Genomic DNA, 25,229 nt, shown 5'->3' with positions numbered 1-25,229 from the left:
TATCAGGTTGATAGGTCAGAGGTGGAAGCGTGGTGACATGTGGAGCTGACTGATACTAATCGATCGAGGACTTAACCATAGTCTAGAGGCAACTCGTTTTTACTTCTTTTTATATACATTATCTAGTTTTGAGAGAACGAACTCTCAATTCAACAAAATGCGCCCGTAGCTCAATTGGATAGAGCGTCTGACTACGGATCAGAAGGTTATGGGTTCGACTCCTTTCGGGCGCGTAAGTTATCTTTAAACATTAAAGCAGTGGATTCAATTTTAGAATCTACTGCTTTTTTTGTTTCAAATTAGAGGAGAGAAAATTTATTTAACCAAGTATGAGTAATCAGTAAAAAGATGAGACTTTCGCTTATTATTTTTTAGTGATAATGTAAAACAAGAATATACATAATGGAGTTGACTAATTTTGGGTCGGATGTTTGCTAAAGGGTATGACTTTTTTATGCGTCCTTTAGAAAAAAAGAAGTTTAAAGAGATTCGTGAGGAGCTTCTAGTTAGGGCTAATGGTTGTGTTTTGGAAATCGGATCTGGGACAGGTATTAATTTTCCTCTATATAAATCGGTTGAAAAAGTAGTGGCAACCGAACCAAGTACTTATATGATTGAAAGGTCACGAGAGAAACTGAAACAATCCCCTGTAGTAATTGAAATAGAACAGACAGGTGCTGAAAAGCTACCTTTTCCTGATCATAGTTTTGATACGGTTGTAGCAACACTCGTACTATGTACAATACCAAATCCAGACCAAGCAATGATCGAGATGATACGAGTATGTAAACCAGGAGGGAAATTACTGTTTTTTGAGCACGTCAAAATGGATAACCGGTTTTTAGCAGGCTTGCAGGAGCTTTTAACACCCGCTTGGAAAAAAATATGTGACGGATGCTGCTTAAATCGTGATACTCTTACATTAATAAAAAATAATGAATTGGAGATTAATGAGATAAAAAGTTATTATATTGGGTTATTTCTTTCGGTCGAGACAATAAAGTCAAAATCTGAGCAATCTTAGATACTAATTTGAATTGTTAAGTAAGTTAGGAGGAGTTTTAATGGTAAACGAAATAGGTTTTATCGGACTCGGTAATATGGGACAGCCAATGGTAAAGAACATTTTAAATGCGGGGTTCAAGGTGAAAGTATATAATCGGACCCCACATAAGGCGTACGAGGTAGTCGCAGCAGGTGCTGAACAGGTCAACCGTCCATGTGATGTGGTTACACCTGAAGGTATTGTTGTTACAATGGTCTCCAATGACCAGGCATTAGAGGAATTGGTTTTTGGATCAGATGGAATCGGGGAGAAATTAGGGGAGAATGGCATCCATTTATCCATGAGTACCGTGGCACCCGAGACATCACGGAAGATCGCGCAGTTCCATCAAGAAAGGGGGAGCTTTTATATAGCATCGCCTGTTTTTGGCCGTCCTGAGGCTGCCGCAGCGCAAAAATTATGGATATTATCATCAGGTAATAGAGATGCAATGGAGAGAGTCAAACCAGTTCAAGAGGCAATGGGCCAGCGTGTCTTTGACCTGGGGGAAGAACCCGGTAATGCGAATGTTGTAAAATTAGGTGGTAATTTTATGATTATGGCAGCTATGGAGACCATGGCCGAGGCCTTTAATTTGGCCGAAAAGAATGGGATGGATCGGGAAACTGTGGCAGAAGTATATTCGTCAAGTTTATTTAATTGTACCGTTTATAACGGGTATGGGTCGATGATTGCCAAAAAGATGTTTGAGCCTGCCGGTTTCCAATTAGCACTTGGTCTAAAAGACTGCAACCTTGTGCTCGATGAAGCAAATAGCACCAAGACCCCAATGCCATTAGCCAATTTAGTACATAATCGTCTTCTTGCCTCTGCTGCAAAAGGCCGAGGAAACCTCGATTGGTCAGCTTTAACAAAACTGGCTAACGAGGAAGCAGGGCTGGAATGACTCATTGAATAAATAGTCCTAATCAGTTAATGCTATAGTTTAAATGGCACAAAAAGGAGACATCGCTGTGAAGCCATATGAAATCACCAATATGATTATCGATGATGATTTTGCTGTCGAGGAATATGTGACGGCAGAATTTGTTCACCAACATAAAAACTATAGCATTACCTTTAAAAAGGCCGATTTAGAAATCATCAATTGCTGGGTTTTTGAGGATGGTACATCACTTCCGGCGGATATACCAGACGAAATTATTGAATCAATCCGGGAAGATGTTAAAAAGAGAATCTAATTTTAAAGAGGCAATATTTATTCCCTACCATGAGAGTAAATCCTGCCTCTTTTCTTTATGACTTATTAAGTAATGTTTTCGGGTTTGCTTTTAAGACCAGCATGGCACATAGAAGAATGCCTGAGGCAAACCAAATGGCTCTTGTCCCCCAATGTAAGGTTGTTAAGGTACCAATTAATGCACCCAATAAAAAAGAGATGATAATCAGCGTAAAGTCTAAAAGTTGAAGGAGACCCTTTCGGTCATGCAACACTAGTGCAGTATATGCCGCTTGCGCAGCTGTACGCAAATTTCCTGTGACCATTGCCGAATTATAGGGCCATTGCACTAATGTACGGAACGAAGAAATTTGTACAGAGGCTACAAATGCAATCGTTATGGTCACAATCATATTCGGTACTTGTACAGGCCAGGTTCCTACAATGACAAGAACAATGCTTTCTAACAAAAGAACGGTGCGGGCCGGGTGTGGAAAGGTCCTAGTAATATGCGGATGTTTTAAGCCCTCAGCCACGGCTACTCCTAATACAAATGCGAATATCGGTGGAATATGCCGTAATCCTTGAGTCCATTGCCCATGAGCGACCTCTACGCCTAACAAAACAAGATTACCAGTCTGTGAAGTGGCAAAAACCCCATCGCGGCTTACATATGTGTAGGCATCTAAGAATCCACCAACTACCGCAAGCAGTATACCAAGACCAACTGATTCAGCTGTTAGTCTGTGAACGACAGTCCTTCTTTTATATAAATATCTTCTTAAATCTAATCCAGATAAATGTTTACGTCTAAGAGCCTGTGTTTTTCCCATATCGTTTCTCCCAAATAAAACTTCACTTTTTCTCCTATTTTTTGTTAAGGTCAAAAAATTTATGTAGGTGCAGCAATGGTAATCGAATGACAATTCGATTTTTTGGAAAAGATAAAGGCGAGGTGAAAGAAATGGCTGCGGCAAAAATCGGTGATATTATTACATTTAAGCGTGATGGAGAAAGTCACGAAGGAACCGTTTCTGGGGTTCGTGAAAATTCTGTTATCGTCCAATACGGTTATTCGAAAGAGAAGGATGAACCACTCACGACAATCGTAAATCATAAAAATTACAAAGTAAAAAAGTCATAAACATATGAAAGAAAAGGATAGGAAGTTACGGAAATGTAGTGTGGATTTAACCTCACTACATTTTTTTATGAAGTATGACAAAAGTTAACCTTTATGGATTGTCAGGAGAAGAACCTATTTCAACACTTTTTCTTTCTTAATACATATTTAAATACTCGGAATTATCGGATATAATAAAATGGTCCAAACTTTTATATTTCGCATATCGAAAGAAAAAGAGGAAACGGGTTAGTATACATAAATAAATATTTGGAGGGGTAAAAACAGTGAAGTACAGTTATGTTTCCCATCTTGAGTGTTCAAAATGCCATGAGATTTATACCGTCGATGAAGTAAATCAGCTATGTCGTTGTGGAGCACCATTATTAGTTCGATACGATTTGAATGAAGCTAAATCAATTTTTAAAAAAGAAGACTTAAACTCTCGAAAGAATAGTTTATGGAGATATCATGAACTGCTTCCCGTTAAAAACCAAAACAATATCGTCTCCTTAGATGAAGGGATGACTCCCTTAACACAACTAAAGAAACTAGGCGAAAAATACGCTTTAGCTAATTTGTATATCAAGGATGAGGGGATCATTCCAACAGGTTCCTTTAAAACTCGCGGGGCTAGTGTCGGAATCTCCAAAGCAAAGGAACTGGGTGTGAAACAGCTGGCAATGCCGACTAATGGCAACGCAGGCGCAGCCTGGGCGCTATATTCTGCAAAAGCCGGCATTAAAGCAACCATCGTTATGCCTCAAGATGCCCCTAATATCACGAGAAAAGAAGTTGCTGTCTCCGGTGCCAATTTATATTTAGTAAATGGACTAATCAGTGATGCAGGTAAAATTGTTGGCAAGCTTATCGACGAACAGGGGATTTATGATGCGTCAACCTTGAAAGAACCATACCGAATTGAAGGTAAAAAGACAATGGGATACGAAATTTTAGAACAATTTAATTGGCAGGTTCCCGACGTCATTTTATATCCGACTGGCGGTGGTGTTGGCATTATCGGCATTTATAAAGCACTATTGGAATTAAAAGAAATGGGCTGGATTGAAGCTAATAAGTTTCCTAGATTGGTAGCAGTTCAAGCGGAGGGATGCGCTCCAATCGTGAAGGCATGGCAAGAGGGGAAAACGGAATCGGTATTCTGGGAAAACTCAAAGACTAATGCTTTTGGCATTAATGTACCAAAAGCACTGGGTGATTTCCTGGTCTTGGAAGCCATTTATGAAACAAATGGCTGTGCGATTGCCATTTCGGAAAACGACCTCTCGGAAGCACAGAAGCTGGTGGCGGAACTTGAAGGGAACTTCATTTGTCCGGAAGGTGCGGCTACGTTTGCTGCAGCCCGTATTTTACGTGAGCAAAACTGGATAAAAGTAGATGAAACAGTTGTTTGTTTAAACACCGGGCAGGGCATCAAATATCCGGAAACCGTTGAAACAAACAATGTAACATTATTAAACCCGGATGAGGTCATTAAAGCTTAATAAACAGGCGAAAAAGGCCAAGGCTTATTGGTCATTTCGTTCTAATTGGATTTGGTCCTAAAGGCTGTGACATCTCTACTCTTAGCAACATAGGATAGTAGTGGAGGTGTCACAAATGAAAACATGGTTAAAAGCCGTCATTTTGACATACCTTTGCTTGCTGTTTTTTGGCAGTTTTATCGCAGTAGGCATGTTAGGGACCGGTGCGCTTGAAAAATCTCTGCCATTTATTTCTGATATCAAAATCTTTTTGTATTATTTTTTCGCTGGAGCAATTGGCGGTTCACTAAGACATCTTTATATGTTTTGTACTCACTATATGGAAGACGAGTTACACGATTATCGAAAATGGATTATGTATATTTTTTATCCCATTTTTGCCACAGGCACAGCAGTCGTGGCCGTCACGCTGATCCAAAGTGGTATTTTACTCATTCAGTTTACTGATTATCAAGATACTCCTTATGCGCCTATTAGTGTAGCCTTCTTTGTGGGATTTGGTTTTAACCGCTTTGTAAAAAAACTTAATACTGTATCAAAAGATATTTTTCAGACGAAACACAAGAAAAGCAACCCAGCTGATGAAATAACTGATGATATAGAAGAGGCCTCAGATAAACAGCTCGAAAGTCAAAAGAGTCCTACAAACAATAGTCGAATATAATGAATAAGCCTTCATGTGCAGCATCACATGAAGGCTTATTTTATATGTCCCTTTGATCCAAATGTAAGATTTGATGCAGCTCATTGAGATTCCGAATTTCATAGGTAGGAATAATTTCGGTGTTGTTTGGTGTTGCATTAGGATTGAACCAACAAGTATCCAGGCCGGCAAGCTGCCCGCCTTTAATGTCAGAGGTTAAGGAGTCACCAATAATTAAAGCATGTTCTGAAGAGAAATTAGTAATTCGGGCAAAGACGTATTCAAAAAATTCCTTCATCGGTTTTTGGAAACCTGTATCTTCGGAGACAAAAATCTCTTTAAAGAGCGGGTGAAGACCGGAATCACGTAAGCGTTTGTCCTGTGTCTTGGAAACTCCGTTTGTAACAATATATAAATCAAATTGGTTTTGCAACACGGACATTAATTCAAGCGCACCACTAATTAATTGGTGTCCTTCTTCTAAATAACCGCGATAGTTTTTTTCTAATAAGGCACCATCAACGGTTTTTCCGTATTCCTTAAATAAAAGGGAAAAACGGGTATTGACTACTTCATCCCGTTCGATGTGTCCTTCTTCAAACAATTTCCACAGTCCGTGGTTTATTTTTTTGTAGCGGGCTTCCATTTCCTTTGTTAGCGTTATACTTTGACTCTCAAATAAGAGCTTTAGGGCTGAGGCTTCAGCAGCAGCAAAATCTAATAATGTATCATCGACATCGAATAATAATGTTTGATATTTTTTCATTATACTTTCCCCTTTGTTTCTTCATAAAACTTTCATGATTTACAACATTCTAATTTTAGCGTAGAAAAGCGCCAGGTGCCATCCATAAGATTGGAAAACCCCTAGCGCTGGGATCATAAAGTTATTTTTTAAAAACATGATGGCCAATCACAAGCGTTGTAGCTCTTGTATCAAGCCAGCGGTTCGTCGCAGTAGCTGGATTATAAAAGAATAACGAGCCAGCAGCTACATCGCATTTTTCATCCATGGCTTCTTGGACGGCTCTAATCGAATCCTCATCCGCCGGTTGATTAATTTCTCCATTCCGGACAGGCTGGAATTGCCCCCTTTGATAGATAACCTCTTTAATCGAATTAGGGAACGAGGAGCTGGCAACTCGATTAAGGACCACACAGGCGACGGCGACTTTTCCTTGGTATGGTTCACTCTCAGCCTCTGCTCGGACTAATCTTGCAAGCAAATCTAATTCGTTTTCCGAGTATCCTACGGTTATTTCAGCTTTTGAAGCTGTATGTACGGCTTGTCCAATTGCGTTTACTTCCAGAGTTCCTGTATCGACGGTTTGTCTGGTTGTTTTTTCTTCCATAGTTCCTGTATCAACATTTTGTCCTACATAGATTAAATCCAGGTTTTTAATCTGCGGATTAAGTCTCGCTAATTCTTGCAATGAAAGATTCTGACTCCTGGCAATTCCTGACATCGTATCTCCGCTTTTTACGGTGTAGGCAAAAGCAGGTGAAGCAAATAATAGAGAAGCTATAACAGAAATGGCAGTAATAAGTTTTTTCAAGGTCATTTTCCTCCAGTCGAATTCTCTTATTAATGTCTATTTCTATGAATGGAATTGCTAGATTAGTATTACAGAGTATTACAGTTACATTACGTAATACTAGAGTTGCATTTTATAGAAAGAAGCGATTAATAGACAAAAAAGGGCAAAGAACATAATTCTGGAAAATATAGGTCATGCTAAAAGGTGATTCCAATTTTTGAAGGAAGTGAATCGATGGACCTTTTAACTTATTCAGAAAATTTTTTGAAATATATAAGAGATTATTTAATCTTAAGAGTCGTCTTTATGATCGTGTTCCTAATGATTATTTCGTTTGTGATTAACCGGAGTGTTGATTGGTTTTTTCGAAAGTCTCACCTATTGGAAGACGAGGTCGAACAAACCATCCAAGGGGTAATCCGTTCTGCCTTAAAATATTCTTCAGTGACCATTGTGATTGTTTACCTGATTGGCCAGTTTATGAACCTTAAAGGCTTGCTTGCTGGAGCAGGACTAGTCGGTGTCGTTGTTGGTCTTGCGGCCCAGGAGGTGTTAAAGGATATCTTATTAGGTTTGGTTCGGTTGTCCGATCGAGAGTTCCGTGTTGGAAATTATGTCACCTTTAATGGAAATAACTCAGGTACTATTGAGGAGATTGGCATTCGTTTTATGCAAATTCGTGAATGGTCAGGAAAATTATTGACGATTCCACATGGGGAAGTAAGAACCATTCAAAATTTTAATAAAGGAAAAATGCGCGTCATTGAACGAATGACAGTCAGCTATCAGGAAGATCCACAAAAAATGAAGCAGTTGATGGAGCAAGTCTGCAGTACTTGTAATGAAAGATACTCCCAATGCCTGTTGAAAATGGAGGACGGCAGCCCTGAGCAGGAATTTCAGTTTATCGGCATAACAGACCTTAACCCTAATCAGAAATATGTCGGTTATGAGCTTTGTATGGTGGGGCTTGTTTGGCCAGATGATTATTTTGAGGTATCGAGACAGGTAAGGTTTGAATTATTAAAGGTATTTCACAAACATCAGATTAATATGCCAGGGATGGTTCTTTATAATGATCCCTTGAATGATCAGACTCTTCCTGATAAGGTGTAATTTTTTGTTTGGGTATCTGGATCTAATTGTATAAGGAAGGAAAAATTAACAATACTAAAACTTAAAAAATAGCAGTATAGGAGCAGTCAACCATGAAAAAACAACTAATCGCCTGTTTGTTTGTTAGTGCACTCGCCTTTACAACCACTGTTTCATCCGCCGGAGCCGAAGGGAGACCGGCACCGCAGCGGGCATGTATTAATCAATCGGTGATTCAATTAAAGTATCCAATGCAAAAGCTGTGGATTGAACATGCTTGGTGGACAAGAGAGTTTATTGTTAGCAGCCTAGCGGGACTTAAAGATCAAAATGATGTATTGGCAAGGTTATTAGAGAATCAAGTGGATCTTGGTAATATTATTAAACCCTATTATGGAGTACAGGCAGGGAACATGCTAACGAGTTTACTTAAGGAACACATCTTAATTGCCGGTAAAATTATTGAAGCGGCAAAAGCCGGGGACCAAGCGAAGGTCAATCAATTTAATAAAGATTGGATCCGTAATGCCGATGAAATTGTTGCCTTCCTGACTAGTGCAAACCCGAATTGGAATAAACAGGTTCTAACTGACATGTTCTATACCAATTTAAAATTGACCACGACTGAAGTAGAGGACCGCTTAAAAGGGGATTGGACCGCAGATATCAAAACGGCGGATACCAATGAGACCCATCTCATTCATATGGGTGACTTTTTAACAGATGGAATTGTTAAACAGTTCCCTAATAGATTTAGGTAAGAAAAGCCCAACCGCCCTGTTCAGATGCGTATAGCCTGAGCTAGACATTTCTCAAAGTCGATTAATACTTTCCATATTATATAGAAAAAGGAAATCTATCGTAGACTGAATTACGAAAGATTTCCTTTTTTTTAATACTTATCACTTTTTTTATTTCGATACGCAACAATGTTTGTTTTTAAAGAAGCGTAGGAGCCAATCGCCGCATATCCATAAAACCAGCCCATGAAAAGACCAGAGATTAAGCTATGTTTGTGACTAATAAAAATGGAAATACCAAGTCCGAATAAAACAGCAATCGTAGGGACAAACCATTTCGGAATTTTAAAATAAACCTTAATGAATTGTGTTAACACCATAATCATTGGGATCGCAAACACAGCATCCCAAAAATTCATCTGAATGGAAGGGAAATCCAAGTAATCCAAGCAATAACACACCTTTTTTCTGTATTATGTGTAAACTACCCAAAAATTATTTTAACTGAGCTAGGGATGGCTATAGACTTGAACAAACTATGATAGAATGAGGCTGTCATAATTACTTACATAATTTGAGTAGAAATAGGAGGAATTATAGGTGGAGATAGGGATTAGTACGTTTGTAGAAACCACCCCGGACGTTCAGACCGGAGAAGTAATAAGTCATGCCGAGCGGCTCCGTGAAGTCGTGGAGGAAATTGTCCTTGCAGATGAGGTAGGCTTAGATGTATTTGGAGTGGGGGAGCATCACCGCAAAGATTATGCAGCATCCTCTCCAACTCTGGTCCTTGCTGCTGCCGCGCCTCAGACAAAAAGAATCAGACTGACAAGTGCCGTGACCGTTCTTTCTTCTGATGATCCTGTCCGGGTATTTGAAGATTTTGCCACGCTGGATGGTCTATCAAACGGGAGAGCGGAAATCATGGTGGGTCGTGGGTCGTTTATTGAATCGTTCCCATTGTTTGGCTATGATTTGCAAGATTATGATGAACTGTTCGAAGAGAAACTGGATCTTTTATTAAAATTGCGGGAGTCCGAGAACGTGAGTTGGAGCGGTAAGCATCGTCCAGCAATAAATAATCTGGGTGTCTATCCTCGTCCTGTGCAGAATCCCCTGCCGGTATGGATTGGCAGCGGGGGAACGCCGGATTCCGTTATTCGTGCCGGATTGTTAGGATTACCGCTTGTTCTTGCAATTATTGGCGGTCGTCCTGTCCAGTTTGCACCGCTTGTTAAACTCTATAAAAGAGCGGCGGAACAGGCAGGACATGATGCTTCAAAGTTAACGGTCGCATCCCATTCCCATGGTTTTATTGCAGAAGACACTGAGACTGCAGCTGATAAATTTTTCCCGTCTACCCAGCAAGCAATGAATGTGTTAGGTCGTGAGCGGGGCTGGGGGTATTACGATCGGTCCAGTTTTGATGCGGCACGAAGTTTTGAAGGGGCGCTTTATGTAGGAGACCCTGAAACGGTGGCACAAAAAATCATTTATCTTCGCAAGAATGTGGGGGTTACCAGGTTCATGCTCCATGTACCGGTAGGAAGCATGCCTCATAGGGATGTTATGAGAGCGATTGAGCTATTGGGTAAAGAGGTAGCGCCACGGGTTCGTGAGGAAGTTTCTAAATGGGAGGCAGAACAATAAATCCTTGCATTTAAAAAAAGGCTTTATGCAGTTTGAACCAGAAATTCAACTTACAAAACCTAAAAAAGCTTGTAGAAGAAGGTCGTGCCCGATCATTGCTACAAGCTTTTTCTCAGTTAAATTAATCCAAGCTTTGCCAACCCGTAAACAACCCCATCTTCTTCAGCAGAAAGAGTCACCATATTTGCGGCTTGCTTTAATTCATCAGATGCCGCCCCCATGGCTACGCCCATTCCTACCAATGAGAGCATTTCAATGTCATTTATACCATCTCCAAAGGCAACAGCTTCATCAGGAGCAATACCAAGCTTATCCAATAACTTTGTAATCCCAACAGACTTGTTTGAATTCGTAAGATTCACATCACAGGTTCGTGCCCCAGAGCTCCATCTGCGAAAATCCAACTCGGGAATTTTAGCCTTATAATGAATCTCTTCCTCCAAATTACAGTGGAGAAACAACTGATAAATATCTTGGTCCATCCAATAACGAGGAGGCGCTAGAACAGGCTTCCACGGATCATGACTATAGGCTTCAACAACAAAAGGATGACTCAAGTCGGTTGCTGTAAAGCTTGAACCACTCAAGAAAGTGAGCGGATGTTGATAATCACCAGATAACTGATGAACCCTTTTTAAGATACCTTTATCAATTGCACTTTGATAGATCTCTTTTCCTTCATGATAAACATACGAACCGTTAAAGAAAACCATTGATTCTACTCCGGTTTCCACTACAACAGAATTTGAAAAATAAGGAGCCCGTCCCGTAGCAATGACTACCTTTATGTTTTTATCTTTTAACCGCTGAATCGCATCCTTTGTTGCGGGGCTGACGGTTTTTCCATGTGGAACTATAGTTCCGTCTATATCTAAGATGACTACCTTATAATTCATCATTCACACTCCTAAGCTGCTGTTCTATAGCTAGATTATAAAATGCATATCCCCAAGTATATCATGACTGTTTAAAAACCGTATAAAAGCTCCACTCAAAAAGTGTAAACAAAAAATATGGTAAGTCAAGTTAATGGTATTAATAGCTTTCTCGCAGGCTTAATTTGTATTAGTAATTTATTATATTTCGGTTGATACTTCAGCTATAACTTTGAAAATAAAAAAAGGTTGATAGAATATCTACCAACCTTTTGTAACCTATAAAAACAAGGTTCCAGAAACCATAATGCTAAACAGTGAACCTAATATTATTTAGAGATGTCCATCTCCTCGCCAAGCCTCATTCTGACAATCGAAGAAATCATAACATCATACAATTAATCGGAGACGTGATTGTATTGTTAAAGCCTCAGGCAAATTTGAAGAACATTGAATTATTACTACGAACTAGCCGTGAGGTCCTTTATATATACTGTGAAAATACAAAAATCAAGCAAGTTTTTATCAATTTAATAAAAAATGCTATAGATTCCATGGAGAATGGCGGTAATATTTTTCTTAATGTAGTGGATATCGAAGAAAATATTCAAATACAGATCATCGATCAAGGGAGTGGTATCCCGAAAGATTTATTGAATAGAATCGGTGAACCTTTTTATACCAGAAAGGATAAAGGAACAGGACTAGGTCTGTTGGTTTGGTTTCAAATTATTGAAAGTCATGATGGAGCCATACATGTAGACAGCAAAGTTGATGTTGGAACTACATTTACAATTACTATGCCTTCATCAAGCTTTTAATTTAGAATTCAGAGCACAAGTATGAAATTTTCAGCTGTTGGCAAATTTCAATTAAGAATATAAACATAAAGGGACATGTAATGAGAGACATCTTGTTACATGTCCTTTTTTACTGGTTTAAAACAATCAGTATTTTTAACAATTTAGTACAAGATAAATAAGGATAATAAAAATAATTGACAAAAACGACTAATGTAATTATTATAGTTACATTTAATTAAATTTGTTACAAAAGGAAAGAATGATAGTAAACAAAAGAATTCTGGGAGGAATAGTCAATGAAAATGTTAGTAACAGGAGCAACAGGAAAGCTGGGAATGAAGGTTGTAGAGGCTTTATTGAAAACTGTCCCCGCCAATCAACTTGCTGTCAGTGTTCGCAATCCAGAGAAGGCGGAAGGGCTACGGGCTCGAGGAGTAGAAGTTCGCCAAGGAGATTTTGATCGCCCAGAGACATTGGATACTGCCTTTGCAGGGATCGATCGCATATTAATCATTTCTGCGGATGGAGACAATGAAACAAGAATTCGTCAGCATACAGATGCAGTGGCATCTGCTGAACGTGCAGGGGTTAAATTTATGGCGTATACAAGTTTAGGTAATGCTATGGAAAGCGTGATGTTCCTTGCACCGCCACACCGTGCTGCAGAAGAGGCAATCTTGAAAACAGGCATTCCCTATTCTTTCTTACGCAACAACTGGTACTTGGAAAATGAAATCTCAAGCATTCAAGGAGTTCTAGCAGGTGCCCCTTGGGTGACGTCTGCAGGTTCAGGAAAGGTTGGCTGGGCATTGCAACAAGACTATGCAGAGGCTGCAGCAACGGTACTATCAGGGGGAAATCACGAAAATACAATCTATGAGCTTTCAGGTAAGCCATTAACACAAGAAGAGTTTGCATCTGCACTAGGAACAGTTTTGGGGAAAGAGATACCTGTACAACGGGTGGATGACGATGCATATGCGGACATTATGAAAGGTGCTGGCGTCCCAGAATTCATCATTCCTTTCCTAGTAGACATCCAGAAAGGGATTCGTGAGGGGGCCTTGGAAATTGAGAGTAATGATTTCGAAAAACTTCTTGGTCGTCCAGCTACACCAATCACAGAGGCATTGACCCAAATCGTTAAAGGAATTTCAAAAACAGAATAATGTAACTTCAAAACCGACCTTTCTAATGTAATAAGGGTCGGTTTTTTAATTAATCGTTCAGAATCAAAGTAGTTATCTTCCATGTTAGCTGGGTTCATATTATACTAATAAATTACAAGGGAAATTTTACCTAGAGAGTACATAAAATGGGGGAGAAACATGATAAGAAGATTAAATATAAATGATCATGACGTTTGTCTAAGTTTATTGAAAACCAAACCTGCAGAAAACTTATTTATTATTGGTGACATAGAGGTATATGGGTATGAACAAGAATTTCAAAAGCTTTGGGGAGAGTTTAACGAAGGTGGAGACCTGATTGCTGTTTTGTTAAAATTCGAGGAAAATTATATTCCATTTGCATTAGATTCATTTGATGCAAGAGGATTTGCTGAGGTCATGTCTAACGATTCTACTTTTAAGCTGATGTCAGGTCTAAAGGGGATTACCGAGCAAATTGAGCCCTTCCTGAATCAACCTTACAAAAGGAAAAGAAAACTTTATTATGCTAAATGCACTAAATTAAATACTGTTACAAATAATGTTGACAAATCAAATGTTCAACAAGCAAAACCCCACGATGCACAAGAACTTGTTGAATTACTAAACTCGGTTCCAGAATTTAACTTATCAACCATGACTTTGGAAAGAAAACTACGTGAACTGAATGACGGAAGTTCGCGATCATTTTTTATAAAGGAAGATGGGAAAATAGTATCAACCGCCTCAACAGCAGCAGAAAATTCAATGTCAGCCATGGTGGTGGGGGTAGCTACACAAGAAAAATATAAGAAAAAAGGATACGCTACTAACTGTATGCTGAAGTTGTGCAGTCAACTTCTTGATGAAGGAAAAGAACTATGTTTGTTCTACGACAATCCAGAAGCTGGAGCCATTTATAAACGGATTGGTTTTGAAGACATTGGATTCTGGATGATTTATACATATAAATAAACGAAATTGAAATGTTATAAGGCAGAGTTTCATCTCTGCCTTAAGCCTTATCGGTTTACAATGTTTGGTTTTATTCCACTTTAACCTTTATATGATCAACTGCATTATAACCATAGCCCTTTCGGTTCCAGAATGGTTTTGAAGGTTGGACATTCCCATGTGAATCTGTTGCTTTTGATTTTATCGTATACTCACCTTTTTTAAGCACCTCCCATTGATAATTCCAAGAAACCCATGAATACTTCTCAGATGTAGATGTTAATTGACAGGTCTCCCAAGTGTGACCATCATCTAAACTAATTTCCACTTTGTCTATACTTCCTTTTCCAGTCCACGCAATTCCTTTTATCTGGTATATTCCTGTAGTCAGTAATTGCCTATTTAATGGATATTGAATCGTAGAGTTTACATTGATCGTCGTGACTGGAAACTTCCCACTATCATCTTCTTTGTTTGGATAGTAAACATAGTCCACTGTTTGATAGGGGCCTTTAAATTCCTTGTCAATCACAGTAATACTTTTAATCCATTTTACAGAGGCCATTGCATACCAGCCAGGGACGATCAATCTCAAGGGAAAACCATGCTTAAAGGGGATTGGCTGATTATTATACTCATAAGCTATGATGGTGTCTGGTTCAAGCGATTTTTCAATTGGTAAGCTTCTTGAAAAGTTAACCATCTGGTCGGAATCAGGTCTCTCACCGTAATCATAACCTTCAAAAACTAATTCTTTGGCAGCATCAATCACCCCAGTGTACTGCAGTAATGTCCTTAAAGATACTCCTTTCCAAATTCCTTGACTTATGGCACCTTTTTCCCATTGTTCTCCAAATACTTTTGGTTCAAAAAAGTCTCGTTTATCTCCTGAACACTCTAAAACCACTTTGATCGTTCTCGATGGCAGTGAGTATATTTCCTGTAATGAAAATGTTCTTGGGGTATGCACGAATCCCTGAATTGGAAGAAAGTAGAAGGATGATGTAAAGTGAGGATAAGAAAAATGATTTCTTCTGTAAAATAAATTTCCATCTACTATATTATTATTTATAAATTGTAGGGGTGTTTCCTGATTTTCTGGGTTTAACGACTTTGTAATCAGGTAGGGTTTTACCCCTGGTTGATGAAATTTTTTCAAGTAACTACCTCCTTAAACTTTACTATTTAATGCATATGTACTTGGAGGCTTATTATTCAATTAAGAGGTCTTTTGTTTGCGTGAAAAAGGTAAATTGAAAGCCACTGTTTCTCCAAGATACAGTGGCTGTTTTGTTTCAGTTTTAGATAGGTATTGAAACGATAATAGGTTATGCGTTTTTGATTAACTTCATCCCAAAGGTTAAAATCTCGTAACTGTTTTTTAGAATAAAGCCATAATTTTTGTTATGATCAATCACAACATCCCCATCCAGATGACTTATCACCAGTGAGTCAATAAGAATGGTAATATCATCAATCTTAAAAACCTCATCATTTTCTGCCTGCTCAACCTGAGCAAGTTCATACATATAGGTCGCCCCTCAACCAGTAGTTCGGATTTCGTTAATTCGAACAATTGGTGCGTTACCAAGCTGAGTTTTGAGTTGCTGCTTGGCGACTGTAATCATAGTAACGTTCATTTTTTTCACCTCAATACTTATTTTCCCTTTCCTAACTATATAAAACCCTAAAAAAAGTTAGTAAGTCCAAGTATAGTGTATTGTGGCGATTTTGTGAAAATTTTTTGCTTTTGCCGGAACTGGATCTGTTTTTATAGGAGAGAAACTATGAAAATGGTAAAATAATAAAACTTAGTAAATAAAGGAGTCATTACATATGATGAACAAAATAGAAATCCTTGCTCGTAGAATCCTAGGCTGGAGGCTAAATCGATGGGACAGATGGTATGATAATGGGAAGGAAATCTTCATTCCTGTTTCGGAGTTTCAACCGGAAGACAACCTCGAACATGCCATGCTTTTAGTAGAAAGATTAAAAGAGCTAGGCTTTGTCTATAAAACAAATGGGAAAAACGAGGCTTGTTTTGATGATGTTTGTGAAACGGGTGAAACTTTAGCCCACGCGATTACAAACGCAGCCTTTTCCATTGCGGATAATAGCTCCATTGATGAGGGCTGGCTTTAGTATTAAGGGGGAGATTTTTCATGAATAAACCAATTATCGGTATTACAGGGGCATATGTCAATCATAATCAATTTATGGAAGGCGTTTATGTTCATCATGATTACCATAAGACAGTCGCCGCTAACGGAGGACTACCGATCATTCTTCCATACATAAATGCGGAACTAGCTATAGAAACGATGCCGCTTTGTGACGGGATTATCCTAAGTGGCGGAGAAGATGTAGACCCACTTTTTTATGGCGAGGATCCACATCCACAGTTAGGTCCCACTACACGTGAGCGCGACTCGGTTGAAATCGCCATTGCCAAATACGCGTTAGAGAACAATATTCCCTTGCTCGCCATATGCAGAGGAATTCAAATTTTAAATGTGGCCTTAGGAGGATCGTTACTACAAGATATCCCAAGCCAAGTCAAAGAGCCGATTCAACACTCGCAAAAGGTTACTAGAAGCCGCGAAACTCATTGGGTCAACATCCAAAAAGATAGTAAATTATTTCAAATACTGGACTCCGAGCAGGTTAGAGTAAATAGTCTTCATCACCAATCAATAAATAAGGTGGCCAAAGATTTACGAGTAGTAGCAGAGTCGTCTGACGGGATTGTTGAGGCTGTCGAATACATTTATCCAAATACTTTTACAGTGGGAGTGCAATGGCATCCAGAATCCATGGCAAACACCAATAATCAGATGAACAATTTGTTCGTAGAATTTATTAAAAGCTGTTTGAAAGTTACGGTTTGATGGATGGAACGGAGGAATTGATACATGGAAAAAATTTATCTGGATTATAATGCTAGTACCCCATTGGCACCTGAAGTCGTTGATGCCATGCAGCCGCTGCTGACTGACTTTTATGGAAATCCATCAGCCTTACATTGGGCTGGGAAACCGGTAAAAGAATTATTGCAGAATGCCAGAGAACAGGTGGCCGATTTAATCGGCAGTTCGGCGAGAGAAATCATTTTTACTAGTGGTGGCAGCGAAGCAAATAACCTAGCTTTGAAAGGCTTTTATTTTAAAAATCGGCATAAAGGCAGCCACATCATCACCTCTAAAATTGAACATCCTGCGGTCATGAATCCTTGTCAGTTTTTGGAACAAGTTGGGGCAAAGGTGACATACCTAGGAGTTGACCCTTACGGGAGAGTTTTACCGGAAGAAGTCGAAAAGGCGATTACCGATGAGACCATTCTGATTTCGATTATGCACTCCAATAATGAAACAGGTACCTTACAGCCCATCAAAGAGATTGGGAAAATAGCTGAAAGATATGGGATTGTTTTTCATACAGATGCTTCCCAGTCAGCGGGAAAGGTGGCAATCAATGTGCATGAGCTAAATGTAGACCTGCTCACGATTGCCGGCCATAAACTATATGCACCTAAGGGGGTCGGGGCACTTTATATCAAAAACGGAATCGAGCTTGAACCGCTCATTCACGGAGCAGGGCATGAGTTCGGCCTTCGTGCAGGCACTGAAAATACATTACTGGCAGTAGGATTAGGAAAGGCCTGTGAGCTCGCGAAGCAGCAGGAAGGTAATCCTGATTTAAAAAATTTGACTAACTATTTTTGGAGTCAATTAATGGATGCATTTGGGGAGCAGATTGTCTTGAATGGGCATCCTGAACAAAGGCTACCAAATACCTTAAATGTAAGTTTTGTAAGAAAAATAGGTCAAGACCTGTTAGCGGCAATACCAAGTCTAGCTGCCTCGACTGGTTCTGCCTGTCATGCCGGAAGAATTGAATTATCACCGGTATTAAAGGAGATGGGTGTCACTAAGGAAGTTGGGATGGGTGCGATTCGCTTTAGTTTAGGCAGGTACACGACAAAAGACGAAATCGATCAGGTCGTATTAGGTTTAATAAGAATAGTGTAGAAAACAAGGGCCATGCGATATTACACTAAATTTTGAAATAAAAAAAGCCATTTGTGAGTTTGATTAAATCACAAATGGCTTTCATTTTATAACACTATTCAGTTAAGTGTTTTGCGATTGTATAGCCAATTAGGTAAGCTGATGCAGAGGTATTGCCATCAACGGTAAATGGAATAATCGATGCATCAGCTACAATTAAATTATCCACTCCATGCACATTACCAAACCGATCTACTACTCCACCTCGATTAAAAGGCGCCATCCGTAGAGAACTCTGTTGATGGTGGTTATGACCGAAGTTTTCTTTAATGAATTCTTCAAGTTCATCATCATTTCCAATCATTTCCAGTGTCGGGTTTACAAGCTTATAATTCCGATCTATGCTGGAGAGTTTCTCCGCAATACTTTTAATGTAAGTTTTATAGATTGCTTTAATTGCCTCCAAGTCATACCTGTTATCGAGAAAACCTTCATCTGCTAATACAATTTTTAATGGATCATTGCTTTGTATTTTAATGGCTCCCCGACTTCTAGGCTGTAAGAATAAAATAGCAATATTTAAGTTTCCTTCTGAAAAGATTCCTATTAATTGTACTCCACGGCGTCGATCATTTATTCCGCTAAGTGGATTAGGTAAAAAAGCACCACCAGTATAAAGAGCAAATGGGTCTCTTTGCAACTCAGAGACATCTTTTTGATTAACAGTAAATGTAGCAGTGTTTAAGGTGTGATTAGTCAAAAATTCCCCTACATTCGGATTATCAAAAACAACTGGTATGCCAACTTGAAGAAGGTCATTTGCTGGACCAATTCCAGACAACATTAACAGCTGGGCACTGTTAATCCCTGCTGAAATAATTACTTTTTTACGTGCAAAGGCTTTTACCTTTTTTCCTTCTTTAAGAAATTCAATTCCAATTGCAGTTTGCCCGTTAAATAAAATACGAAGTGAAGTTGACTTATATAAAACTCTTAATTTACGACCATTTACACCAAAACCATCGGGAGTCATCACATCGGAAGATAAAAATGCTGTGGATGAGCTTTCACGTTGTCCATTGTTTTTCTGAAATAGCTGCCATCGAGTAAAAGGACCAATTGGGGTTCTAGGGTCATTATAATCTAGTATCTTATTAAAACCAGTTGCCTGTTCCATAGCTGAAACCAGTTTTTTTGTCATACTAGGTGGATTTTTTGGTGTCTGCCTGATATTCAAACGACCATTAAGCCCGTGAAATTCTGGGCTATTTGTTTTACCATGGAAATTTTCTAACTGTTTAAAGTTTTCTATGGCTTTTTCAGGTGACCAAAGTGGCCCTAAAAGCATTTCCCATTCTCTTAAAACTGATGGTGTAGGTCTAACATACTGTTCTCCATTAATTGATGATCCACCACCAGAAAGACGGCCTGTTGTCCATTCAAAAGATCTATTATCCACCCCTGGTTGAGGTATACCTTCTCCTTGCCAAAAATATTGTGGGAAAAATTGTTCCTCAAGTTCAGGCGCAAATCTTGAATCACTTATCGGCTGATCCTTATCATCGTTTTCTCCTGCCTCCAAGACTAGGACCGAAGTTTTTTTATCATCTGTGAGTGTCTTAGCTATCACTGCACCAGCGGGACCCGTTCCAACAACAATAAAATCAAACGTGTTTATTGAACTATTTATCATATCAATCCCTCTTTATATCATTAATCTGTGATACGTGAAAATAATGGGGAGGAAGGAGGTAAAGATAAAATATCTAAAATACTATTCCCTCATTCTCTAATTAATTTTTAGTAAAAGAAGAGTGGACCATTAATCCACTCTTCTTTTACTTTTTGTGAATAATTTTACATCTGAAACATTATTCGGTATAAATGAAGAAACGTTTAAATCCCTTCCTTGGGTAAGATTTTCAAGACGCCTTATCGCTTCATTAAACTCTTCCACAGTCATTTGGTTTGTTGCAAGTAAGGAAGTAAGGATGGCAAATGCAATTGGAGTCGTATCCACAAATACGTCGACTTTCACATCTACATCAGAATTGCCACTTTGTCCAATTGTGTTAATGTTTTCGCTTTTAATCTTTACATTATCTTCTTGGAATGCAAGAGAATCGGAGGAGTTGTTATGGTTTCTTGTGTTTTGCCAATTAGAAGGGATGTACTGGTTCTTATCTCTGTATCTTTCCATTATTTCCACCTATCTTAATTAAGGGTGGAACATTTATATCCCACCCCTCAATTTTTAATTAAAAATCTACATCTACATCAGTATTTTGATCTTGCTCGTTGTCTTGATCTTGATCAGATCTTACACGTGCATTGCTTCTGCTGTTTAGTGTAATATCTACGCGAGAATTTCCTGAATTATTGATTGTTGCTCTAGCAACATTTGTATTTCTGTCAGTATTACGTACATCTGCCTCTGCCTCTGATTCTGAACGATTGCGAACGTCATTTTCAAAATCGTTGTTTACATCCACATTCACATTTGTGTTAGTGTTATTACGGCGGTTTCTTCCACTTTCACTTCTTGCCATTTAATAATCCCCCTTAAATTCTTAATTTTTACTTCTAGTCTTCGACATCTACATTTGTATTTTGTTCTTGGTCACTATCTTGATCTTGGTCAGTGTTAGCACGAGCGTTGCTGCGGCTGTTTAATGTAACATTCACACGAGCATTTCCTGAATTAGCAAGAGTTGCTCTAGCAACATTTGTATTTCTGTCTGTGTTGCGTACTTCAGCCTCTGCTTCAGATTCTGAAGTATTTCTTACATCATTATCGAATTCATTATCAACATCAACATCAACATTGGAGTTATTGTTGTTATTGTTATTTCTACCAGTACCTCTAAACACAGATTGATTTCCTTGATTATCAAATTCTCTTGTTCTTCTCAATTGATTCAACTCCTTTCCCTTTTCCTATTAAGTATTTTATTCCCGAAAGGCACTATGGATTGGACAAGTTACCGAGGATAAATACCCATTTACTGTAAAATAAGATTAAATTTATCTGAAATTTGTAATGTGGACTAAATTAGATACAGAAGGAAATGCAGGAGGAGAAGGTTCTAAGAAGGAGAGTATTACAGTGGAGGCTTAATAGAAATCAAGGACTAACGAATGGCCGTTAGTCCTTTTCACATTAGTATTCTTGATCTGATACCATAGATTCAATATACTCATGAAGTTTGTCCTCTTCATAATCATTTAGTTCCCTCATCGGAATGACGGTTAACTTAGTGGGATCATTCCCGCGTACTTCCGCAACTAATAACTCATCTAGATACACATTAAAGGCTGGTTCATTCTCATGCGAACTTTTAATGGTTTCTTTATGGAAATTTGGTTTCTTTTCTTCCATGACTTTTCCTCCAACTCATTTATTTCCACCTTACTATTTCCAAATTTTAAAGAAACCATTAAATTTTCATTTTCTCGTAATAATAAGGATGGAGGTGATAAAAAAATGGAGAAACAAAATAAGTTTCCAATACCCATGAATGATATGGGTGAACCATCTGAAATGAGCCCCGAAAATGAATCGAAGGCACCAATGGTGGAAGTGAATCAACCTACTGACACACAGGATCCGCTAGAGATTAGAGATCGTGCCTCAGTCACTGTATACTAAAAATAAAACAGGTAAAACAAAATGTTTTGCCTGTTCATAATTCTTTCAATCGTACAACTAAGTTTTGACAGTCTTTGTTATACATGCTAATATGGCTATTAAATTCAAAATGTTTGTAAAAATTACATAAGAAATGCAACAGGTGCTGTTTAAAATTACACAGCTTAAAAGGGAAGACCGGTGAAAATCCGGCGCGGTCCCGCCACTGTATAGGTGAGCAACTTATCAACAACCACTGTTTCAGTAGAAATGGGAAGGGATAAGGAGCGATGAACCTAAGCCAGGAGACCTGCCTGTTGTATGCGCTTGAACTCTACGGGTGTATAGGGGGGAGTGAGAAATACGTGTTGAGAAAACCAAAAGGTCTCAATTCCAGTTAACTGTGCGTATCAATCTCTCTTTCCATTGAAAGGGAGATTTTTTTGTTGGGACAAAAATACAAACCTATAAGGGGATGTTTCTAGAAAATGAAAAGTTCGAATTTAGGGTATCCAAGAATTGGAGAAAAACGCGAGTGGAAAAAGGCATTGGAACAGTTTTGGACAGGAAAATTAGAAAAAGAGCCATTTTTAAAACAAATGGAGGAGATTCGCCTGAAACACCTCCAAAAGCAAAAGGACCAAGGAATCGACTTGATTCCTGTAGGTGACTTTAGCCTATATGACCATGTCCTTGATACAGCAGTAATGTTCGGGCTTTTACCAAAGCGGTTTAACTATAAGGGTGGTAAAGTCTCACTTGAAACATATTTTGAAATCGCAAGAGGAACAAAGGATGCTGTAGCAGCAGAAATGACAAAATGGTTTAACACCAACTATCACTATATTGTTCCGGAACTGGACCAAACTGTTCCGACTCTTGTTGAAAACCGCCCGCTTCAATTTTATAAAGAGGCAAAGCAAAAACTTGGTATTAAAGGAAAGCCAGTAATAATAGGTCCGGTTACATTTGTTAAATTATCAAAAGGGTACACTAATTTAAAGACAGTCATTCATCAATTCATTCCATTATATGCTGAAATTTTGCGTGAGCTGCAAGCAGAGGGAGTTGATTGGGTACAAGTCGATGAACCTATTTTAACGACATCGCTCTCAAGGGAAGAGGTAGAACTATTTGCTGACGTCTACCAGCAATTGCATGAAGCTGCACCTAACGTAAACATCTTGCTGCAAACCTATTTTGATAGCATCGATTATTACGAAAAGATAATTTCACTACCTGTTCAGGGAATAGGGTTGGAATTTATCCATGATCGCGGTGAGAATTTGGCTTCCTTGAAGAAGTTTGGATTCCCGGAAGATAAGGTGCTTGCAGCGGGGATTCTCGATGGGCGTAATATCTGGCGCACCAATCTTGATGAGAAGTTATCATTACTCTCGGAGATCGCGGAGATCGTTCCAAAGGATCGCCTCATTGTACAGCCATCATCAAGCTTATTACATGTTCCTGTTACAGTGAAGAGTGAAGATACACTTGAAGAGGTGCTAAAAAATGCCCTTTCCTTTGCGGATGAAAAATTACATGAAGTGGTTGTTCTGACAAAAGGGCTTCGTCTAGGGAAAGATTCCATTCAAGAAGAAATCGTTTCAAGTACAAAAGCGATTAAGGCATTAAATGAATCAACTTTCCGAAACAATCAACAAGTACAAAACGACATTCAAAACTTGGCTTCGGTTCGTGCTGAACGTGAAGTACCATTTAACATTCGACAAGCCATCCAGGAAACCACATTCCAATTACCGCTTTTGCCGACAACAACCATTGGGAGCTTCCCGCAAACACAGGAGGTCCGGAAGCAGCGTCAACTGTGGCGTAAAGGTGAGTTAACCGATGCGGAATATGAGAAATATATCAATGCAGAAATTAAAAAATGGATTGAGATTCAAGAAAAGCTTGGGCTAGATGTGTTTGTTCATGGAGAATTTGAGCGAACCGATATGGTTGAATACTTTGGTGAAAAATTAGCCGGGTTTCAATTTACCAAATACGGATGGGTGCAGTCTTATGGATCCCGTTGTGTTAAGCCGCCGCTAATTTATGGAGACGTATCCTATCAAGACCCAATGACCGTTAAGGAAACTGTCTATGCTCAGTCGTTAACTGAAAAGCCTGTAAAAGGGATGTTGACAGGTCCAATTACAATTCTAAACTGGTCGTTTGTCCGCGATGATATTCCGCGCTTTGAGGTGGCAAATCAAATTGCCCTTGCACTTCGAAAAGAAGTAGAATTGCTAGAGGAAAATGGAATTAGCATGATTCAAGTGGATGAACCAGCTCTCCGTGAAGGGCTGCCATTAAAGCGTGAAAACTGGGACAGCTATTTGAATGCAGCGGTTTATGCCTTTAAACTTTCAACCACATCCGTGCGAAATGAGACCCAAATTCATACCCATATGTGTTATGCGAATTTTGAGGATATCATCGAAGCGATTAACGCTCTTGATGCGGATGTCATTTCAATTGAGACATCCAGAAGTCATGGTGAATTACTTTCCGCGTTTGAAGAGAATACCTATGATAAAGGTGTTGGTCTGGGAGTTTACGATATTCATAGTCCTCGAGTACCTGCACTTGAAGAAATAACGAAAAACATCGAGCGTGCGCTCCAAGTCCTTGAACCAAAGGTGTTCTGGATTAATCCTGACTGCGGCTTGAAAACCCGCGGGCTAGAGGAGACAGTTGCTGCATTGGAAGTAATGGTTGAGGCTGCGGAGCAAGTTAGAGAGAAACTAGTGGTGAAAAAATAAAATACTTGTAAAAGTGTAAGTAGTATACTATATTAGTTGATATACAATATTTAGTGTTTGTTTTTAAATATAGACACTAAATATAGATAATAACCAATGAAAATGGTGTCTATATATAGACTTAATAGGGAATCTGGTGTAAATCCAGTACTGTACCCGCAACTGTAATTGCTGACGAAATAATCGCATCCACTGTCTTTGGACGGGAAGGGATTAGAGTAGGGTGGAAGCATAAGTCAGGAGACCTGCCATTTTTATAGCGTGTTATCTTCTTCGGGAAATGGGAAGATAGAACGAGGGGTATTCTGACTAATACAGTGATGTTGCTGTTTTACTAGATCAATCCACGTTTTATTAAACCCATCTTCTCTGAAGATGGGTTTTTTACTGTTGTTAGAACAAGTAATAATGACTGAGCGGTTGGCCGAAAGGCGGTATTGGGGCACAAAGGAAGATAATTGTTACCGAGGGACGTATAAAAAGTTCTAATCGGTCACAAAAGCAGATAAATGTGCCCGTACACT

At 38.9% G+C, this 25,229-nt stretch carries 29 protein-coding genes, 1 tRNA gene and 2 riboswitches; of the genes, 18 read left to right on the top strand and 12 right to left on the bottom strand.

Going from position 1 to position 25,229, the window contains the following annotated elements; genetic code table 11:
• Nucleotides 1–159 precede the first annotated feature (159 nt).
• From AAHB15_RS25005 to AAHB15_RS24990, 4 genes are all read left to right on the top strand, one after another.
• Nucleotides 160–233, top strand: a tRNA-Arg gene (locus AAHB15_RS25005).
• 194 nt (nt 234–427) lie between these two features.
• Nucleotides 428–1,024 (top strand): class I SAM-dependent methyltransferase, encoded by a 597-nt coding sequence (locus AAHB15_RS25000; RefSeq protein WP_335575660.1) that lies wholly within the window; start codon nt 428–430, stop codon nt 1,022–1,024.
• 40 nt (nt 1,025–1,064) lie between these two features.
• A complete protein-coding gene (locus AAHB15_RS24995; RefSeq protein WP_335575661.1) occupies nt 1,065–1,952 on the top strand; it encodes an NAD(P)-dependent oxidoreductase in 888 nt (295 codons plus the stop codon).
• Nucleotides 1,953–2,019: 67 nt separating this feature from the next.
• Nucleotides 2,020–2,247 carry a hypothetical protein gene (locus tag AAHB15_RS24990; RefSeq protein WP_144566605.1) on the top strand — a complete coding sequence of 76 codons (228 nt, stop codon included), beginning with the start codon at nt 2,020–2,022 and terminating at the stop codon, nt 2,245–2,247.
• A 55-nt stretch (nt 2,248–2,302) separates the two neighbouring features.
• On the opposite strand, the gene AAHB15_RS24985 is transcribed toward AAHB15_RS24990, so the two are convergent.
• Complete coding sequence (locus AAHB15_RS24985; RefSeq protein WP_342043561.1) at nt 2,303–3,058, bottom strand: YoaK family protein; 756 nt, start codon at nt 3,056–3,058, stop codon at nt 2,303–2,305.
• Nucleotides 3,059–3,144: 86 nt separating this feature from the next.
• Here AAHB15_RS24985 and AAHB15_RS24980 point away from each other — a divergent pair, with 86 nt between their 5' ends.
• The 3 genes from AAHB15_RS24980 (at nt 3,145) to AAHB15_RS24970 (ending at nt 5,517) form a co-directional block, all read left to right on the top strand.
• Entirely contained in the window at nt 3,145–3,369 is a 225-nt protein-coding gene (locus AAHB15_RS24980; protein WP_261380711.1) for a YkvS family protein, read from the top strand.
• A 266-nt stretch (nt 3,370–3,635) separates the two neighbouring features.
• Nucleotides 3,636–4,853: a threonine synthase gene (locus AAHB15_RS24975; RefSeq protein WP_335575664.1), complete on the top strand. Its 1,218-nt coding sequence runs from the start codon at nt 3,636–3,638 to the stop codon at nt 4,851–4,853.
• A gap of 115 nt (nt 4,854–4,968) precedes the next feature.
• A complete protein-coding gene (locus AAHB15_RS24970; RefSeq protein ID WP_335575665.1) occupies nt 4,969–5,517 on the top strand; it encodes a hypothetical protein in 549 nt (182 codons plus the stop codon).
• A gap of 40 nt (nt 5,518–5,557) precedes the next feature.
• Here AAHB15_RS24970 and AAHB15_RS24965 read toward each other — a convergent pair whose 3' ends face one another.
• Both AAHB15_RS24965 and AAHB15_RS24960 read right to left on the bottom strand, forming a co-directional pair.
• Nucleotides 5,558–6,262, bottom strand: a complete 705-nt coding sequence (locus AAHB15_RS24965; RefSeq protein WP_335575666.1) for a YjjG family noncanonical pyrimidine nucleotidase — start codon at nt 6,260–6,262, stop codon at nt 5,558–5,560.
• Nucleotides 6,263–6,383: 121 nt separating this feature from the next.
• Nucleotides 6,384–7,058: a cell wall hydrolase gene (locus AAHB15_RS24960; protein ID WP_342043560.1), complete on the bottom strand. Its 675-nt coding sequence runs from the start codon at nt 7,056–7,058 to the stop codon at nt 6,384–6,386.
• A 210-nt stretch (nt 7,059–7,268) separates the two neighbouring features.
• Between AAHB15_RS24960 and AAHB15_RS24955 the strand changes: the two genes are divergently transcribed.
• The gene (locus AAHB15_RS24955) at nt 7,269–8,150 is read left to right on the top strand and encodes a mechanosensitive ion channel family protein (RefSeq protein WP_420491232.1); all 882 of its coding nucleotides are present in this window, start codon (nt 7,269–7,271) and stop codon (nt 8,148–8,150) included.
• Between the two features lie 92 nt (nt 8,151–8,242).
• Complete coding sequence (locus AAHB15_RS24950) at nt 8,243–8,890, top strand: glycosyltransferase (protein WP_335575668.1); 648 nt, start codon at nt 8,243–8,245, stop codon at nt 8,888–8,890.
• A gap of 131 nt (nt 8,891–9,021) precedes the next feature.
• Here AAHB15_RS24950 and AAHB15_RS24945 read toward each other — a convergent pair whose 3' ends face one another.
• A complete protein-coding gene (locus AAHB15_RS24945) occupies nt 9,022–9,309 on the bottom strand; it encodes a hypothetical protein (RefSeq protein WP_335575674.1) in 288 nt (95 codons plus the stop codon).
• Between the two features lie 160 nt (nt 9,310–9,469).
• Between AAHB15_RS24945 and AAHB15_RS24940 the strand changes: the two genes are divergently transcribed.
• Entirely contained in the window at nt 9,470–10,519 is a 1,050-nt protein-coding gene (locus AAHB15_RS24940) for an LLM class flavin-dependent oxidoreductase (protein WP_335575669.1), read from the top strand.
• 116 nt (nt 10,520–10,635) lie between these two features.
• Here the strand turns inward: AAHB15_RS24940 and AAHB15_RS24935 are convergent, their stop codons facing one another.
• Nucleotides 10,636–11,418 (bottom strand): Cof-type HAD-IIB family hydrolase, encoded by a 783-nt coding sequence (locus AAHB15_RS24935; RefSeq protein WP_342043559.1) that lies wholly within the window; start codon nt 11,416–11,418, stop codon nt 10,636–10,638.
• Nucleotides 11,419–11,813: 395 nt separating this feature from the next.
• Here AAHB15_RS24935 and AAHB15_RS24930 point away from each other — a divergent pair, with 395 nt between their 5' ends.
• From AAHB15_RS24930 to AAHB15_RS24920, 3 genes are all read left to right on the top strand, one after another.
• A complete protein-coding gene (locus AAHB15_RS24930) occupies nt 11,814–12,215 on the top strand; it encodes a HAMP domain-containing sensor histidine kinase (RefSeq protein ID WP_342043558.1) in 402 nt (133 codons plus the stop codon).
• 278 nt (nt 12,216–12,493) lie between these two features.
• On the top strand, nt 12,494–13,366 hold the full coding sequence (locus tag AAHB15_RS24925) for an SDR family oxidoreductase (protein ID WP_335575672.1): 873 nt from the start codon (nt 12,494–12,496) through the stop codon (nt 13,364–13,366).
• Nucleotides 13,367–13,525: 159 nt separating this feature from the next.
• Nucleotides 13,526–14,320 carry a GNAT family N-acetyltransferase gene (locus AAHB15_RS24920; protein ID WP_342043557.1) on the top strand — a complete coding sequence of 265 codons (795 nt, stop codon included), beginning with the start codon at nt 13,526–13,528 and terminating at the stop codon, nt 14,318–14,320.
• A gap of 70 nt (nt 14,321–14,390) precedes the next feature.
• On the opposite strand, the gene AAHB15_RS24915 is transcribed toward AAHB15_RS24920, so the two are convergent.
• Together AAHB15_RS24915 and AAHB15_RS24910 are read right to left on the bottom strand one after the other, a co-directional pair.
• On the bottom strand, nt 14,391–15,458 hold the full coding sequence (locus AAHB15_RS24915; protein ID WP_335574305.1) for a sulfite oxidase: 1,068 nt from the start codon (nt 15,456–15,458) through the stop codon (nt 14,391–14,393).
• Nucleotides 15,459–15,627: 169 nt separating this feature from the next.
• The gene (locus AAHB15_RS24910) at nt 15,628–15,828 is read right to left on the bottom strand and encodes a hypothetical protein (protein WP_144566591.1); all 201 of its coding nucleotides are present in this window, start codon (nt 15,826–15,828) and stop codon (nt 15,628–15,630) included.
• Between the two features lie 307 nt (nt 15,829–16,135).
• Between AAHB15_RS24910 and AAHB15_RS24905 the strand changes: the two genes are divergently transcribed.
• Genes AAHB15_RS24905 through AAHB15_RS24895 form a run of 3 tightly spaced genes read left to right on the top strand, consistent with a single transcriptional unit; the run spans nt 16,136 to nt 18,330 of the window.
• A complete protein-coding gene (locus tag AAHB15_RS24905; RefSeq protein ID WP_335574306.1) occupies nt 16,136–16,444 on the top strand; it encodes a BC1872 family protein in 309 nt (102 codons plus the stop codon).
• Between the two features lie 20 nt (nt 16,445–16,464).
• On the top strand, nt 16,465–17,190 hold the full coding sequence (locus tag AAHB15_RS24900) for a gamma-glutamyl-gamma-aminobutyrate hydrolase family protein (RefSeq protein ID WP_342043556.1): 726 nt from the start codon (nt 16,465–16,467) through the stop codon (nt 17,188–17,190).
• Between the two features lie 24 nt (nt 17,191–17,214).
• A complete protein-coding gene (locus tag AAHB15_RS24895; protein WP_335574308.1) occupies nt 17,215–18,330 on the top strand; it encodes a cysteine desulfurase family protein in 1,116 nt (371 codons plus the stop codon).
• Nucleotides 18,331–18,424: 94 nt separating this feature from the next.
• On the opposite strand, the gene AAHB15_RS24890 is transcribed toward AAHB15_RS24895, so the two are convergent.
• From AAHB15_RS24890 to AAHB15_RS24870, 5 genes are all read right to left on the bottom strand, one after another.
• Entirely contained in the window at nt 18,425–20,002 is a 1,578-nt protein-coding gene (locus AAHB15_RS24890) for a GMC family oxidoreductase (RefSeq protein WP_335574309.1), read from the bottom strand.
• A 129-nt stretch (nt 20,003–20,131) separates the two neighbouring features.
• Nucleotides 20,132–20,509, bottom strand: a complete 378-nt coding sequence (locus AAHB15_RS24885) for a hypothetical protein (RefSeq protein ID WP_335574310.1) — start codon at nt 20,507–20,509, stop codon at nt 20,132–20,134.
• A gap of 58 nt (nt 20,510–20,567) precedes the next feature.
• The gene (locus AAHB15_RS24880; RefSeq protein WP_335574311.1) at nt 20,568–20,858 is read right to left on the bottom strand and encodes a hypothetical protein; all 291 of its coding nucleotides are present in this window, start codon (nt 20,856–20,858) and stop codon (nt 20,568–20,570) included.
• A gap of 34 nt (nt 20,859–20,892) precedes the next feature.
• Nucleotides 20,893–21,222 (bottom strand): hypothetical protein, encoded by a 330-nt coding sequence (locus AAHB15_RS24875; protein ID WP_335574312.1) that lies wholly within the window; start codon nt 21,220–21,222, stop codon nt 20,893–20,895.
• 247 nt (nt 21,223–21,469) lie between these two features.
• Entirely contained in the window at nt 21,470–21,688 is a 219-nt protein-coding gene (locus tag AAHB15_RS24870; RefSeq protein ID WP_098531197.1) for a hypothetical protein, read from the bottom strand.
• Nucleotides 21,689–21,793: 105 nt separating this feature from the next.
• Here AAHB15_RS24870 and AAHB15_RS24865 point away from each other — a divergent pair, with 105 nt between their 5' ends.
• A complete protein-coding gene (locus AAHB15_RS24865) occupies nt 21,794–21,958 on the top strand; it encodes a hypothetical protein (RefSeq protein WP_335574313.1) in 165 nt (54 codons plus the stop codon).
• 123 nt (nt 21,959–22,081) lie between these two features.
• A riboswitch (cobalamin riboswitch) is annotated at nt 22,082–22,269 on the top strand.
• Between the two features lie 156 nt (nt 22,270–22,425).
• Entirely contained in the window at nt 22,426–24,705 is a 2,280-nt protein-coding gene (metE, locus tag AAHB15_RS24860) for a 5-methyltetrahydropteroyltriglutamate--homocysteine S-methyltransferase (protein ID WP_335574314.1), read from the top strand.
• Between the two features lie 86 nt (nt 24,706–24,791).
• A riboswitch (cobalamin riboswitch) is annotated at nt 24,792–24,972 on the top strand.
• The last annotated feature ends 257 nt before the right edge of the window (nt 24,973–25,229 follow it).

It is taken from the genome of Bacillus sp. OTU2372, from assembly GCF_038440275.1.
Taxonomy (GTDB): domain Bacteria; phylum Bacillota; class Bacilli; order Bacillales; family Cytobacillaceae; genus Neobacillus; species Neobacillus bataviensis_B.
This window is presented reverse-complemented; position numbering and strand designations above follow the sequence as displayed.

What these genes read in the sequence shown, in the direction of transcription:
- AAHB15_RS24980 (WP_261380711.1), top strand. Translation starts at nt 3,145, where the DNA reads ATGACAATTCGATTTTTTGGAAAAGATAAAGGCGAGGTGAAAGAAATG.
- AAHB15_RS24910 (WP_144566591.1), bottom strand. Translation starts at nt 15,828, where the DNA reads ATGTATGAACTTGCTCAGGTTGAGCAGGCAGAAAATGATGAGGTTTTT.
- AAHB15_RS24920 (WP_342043557.1), top strand. Translation starts at nt 13,526, where the DNA reads ATGATAAGAAGATTAAATATAAATGATCATGACGTTTGTCTAAGTTTA.
- AAHB15_RS24885 (WP_335574310.1), bottom strand. Translation starts at nt 20,509, where the DNA reads ATGGAAAGATACAGAGATAAGAACCAGTACATCCCTTCTAATTGGCAA.
- AAHB15_RS24995 (WP_335575661.1), top strand. Translation starts at nt 1,065, where the DNA reads ATGGTAAACGAAATAGGTTTTATCGGACTCGGTAATATGGGACAGCCA.
- AAHB15_RS25000 (WP_335575660.1), top strand. Translation starts at nt 428, where the DNA reads ATGTTTGCTAAAGGGTATGACTTTTTTATGCGTCCTTTAGAAAAAAAG.
- AAHB15_RS24905 (WP_335574306.1), top strand. Translation starts at nt 16,136, where the DNA reads ATGATGAACAAAATAGAAATCCTTGCTCGTAGAATCCTAGGCTGGAGG.
- AAHB15_RS24890 (WP_335574309.1), bottom strand. Translation starts at nt 20,002, where the DNA reads ATGATAAATAGTTCAATAAACACGTTTGATTTTATTGTTGTTGGAACG.
- AAHB15_RS24960 (WP_342043560.1), bottom strand. Translation starts at nt 7,058, where the DNA reads ATGACCTTGAAAAAACTTATTACTGCCATTTCTGTTATAGCTTCTCTA.
- AAHB15_RS24985 (WP_342043561.1), bottom strand. Translation starts at nt 3,058, where the DNA reads ATGGGAAAAACACAGGCTCTTAGACGTAAACATTTATCTGGATTAGAT.
- AAHB15_RS24880 (WP_335574311.1), bottom strand. Translation starts at nt 20,858, where the DNA reads ATGGCAAGAAGTGAAAGTGGAAGAAACCGCCGTAATAACACTAACACA.
- AAHB15_RS24955 (WP_420491232.1), top strand. Translation starts at nt 7,269, where the DNA reads ATGGACCTTTTAACTTATTCAGAAAATTTTTTGAAATATATAAGAGAT.
- metE (WP_335574314.1), top strand. Translation starts at nt 22,426, where the DNA reads ATGAAAAGTTCGAATTTAGGGTATCCAAGAATTGGAGAAAAACGCGAG.
- AAHB15_RS24925 (WP_335575672.1), top strand. Translation starts at nt 12,494, where the DNA reads ATGAAAATGTTAGTAACAGGAGCAACAGGAAAGCTGGGAATGAAGGTT.
- AAHB15_RS24965 (WP_335575666.1), bottom strand. Translation starts at nt 6,262, where the DNA reads ATGAAAAAATATCAAACATTATTATTCGATGTCGATGATACATTATTA.
- AAHB15_RS24970 (WP_335575665.1), top strand. Translation starts at nt 4,969, where the DNA reads ATGAAAACATGGTTAAAAGCCGTCATTTTGACATACCTTTGCTTGCTG.
- AAHB15_RS24895 (WP_335574308.1), top strand. Translation starts at nt 17,215, where the DNA reads ATGGAAAAAATTTATCTGGATTATAATGCTAGTACCCCATTGGCACCT.
- AAHB15_RS24900 (WP_342043556.1), top strand. Translation starts at nt 16,465, where the DNA reads ATGAATAAACCAATTATCGGTATTACAGGGGCATATGTCAATCATAAT.
- AAHB15_RS24935 (WP_342043559.1), bottom strand. Translation starts at nt 11,418, where the DNA reads ATGATGAATTATAAGGTAGTCATCTTAGATATAGACGGAACTATAGTT.
- AAHB15_RS24870 (WP_098531197.1), bottom strand. Translation starts at nt 21,688, where the DNA reads ATGGAAGAAAAGAAACCAAATTTCCATAAAGAAACCATTAAAAGTTCG.
- AAHB15_RS24950 (WP_335575668.1), top strand. Translation starts at nt 8,243, where the DNA reads ATGAAAAAACAACTAATCGCCTGTTTGTTTGTTAGTGCACTCGCCTTT.
- AAHB15_RS24865 (WP_335574313.1), top strand. Translation starts at nt 21,794, where the DNA reads ATGGAGAAACAAAATAAGTTTCCAATACCCATGAATGATATGGGTGAA.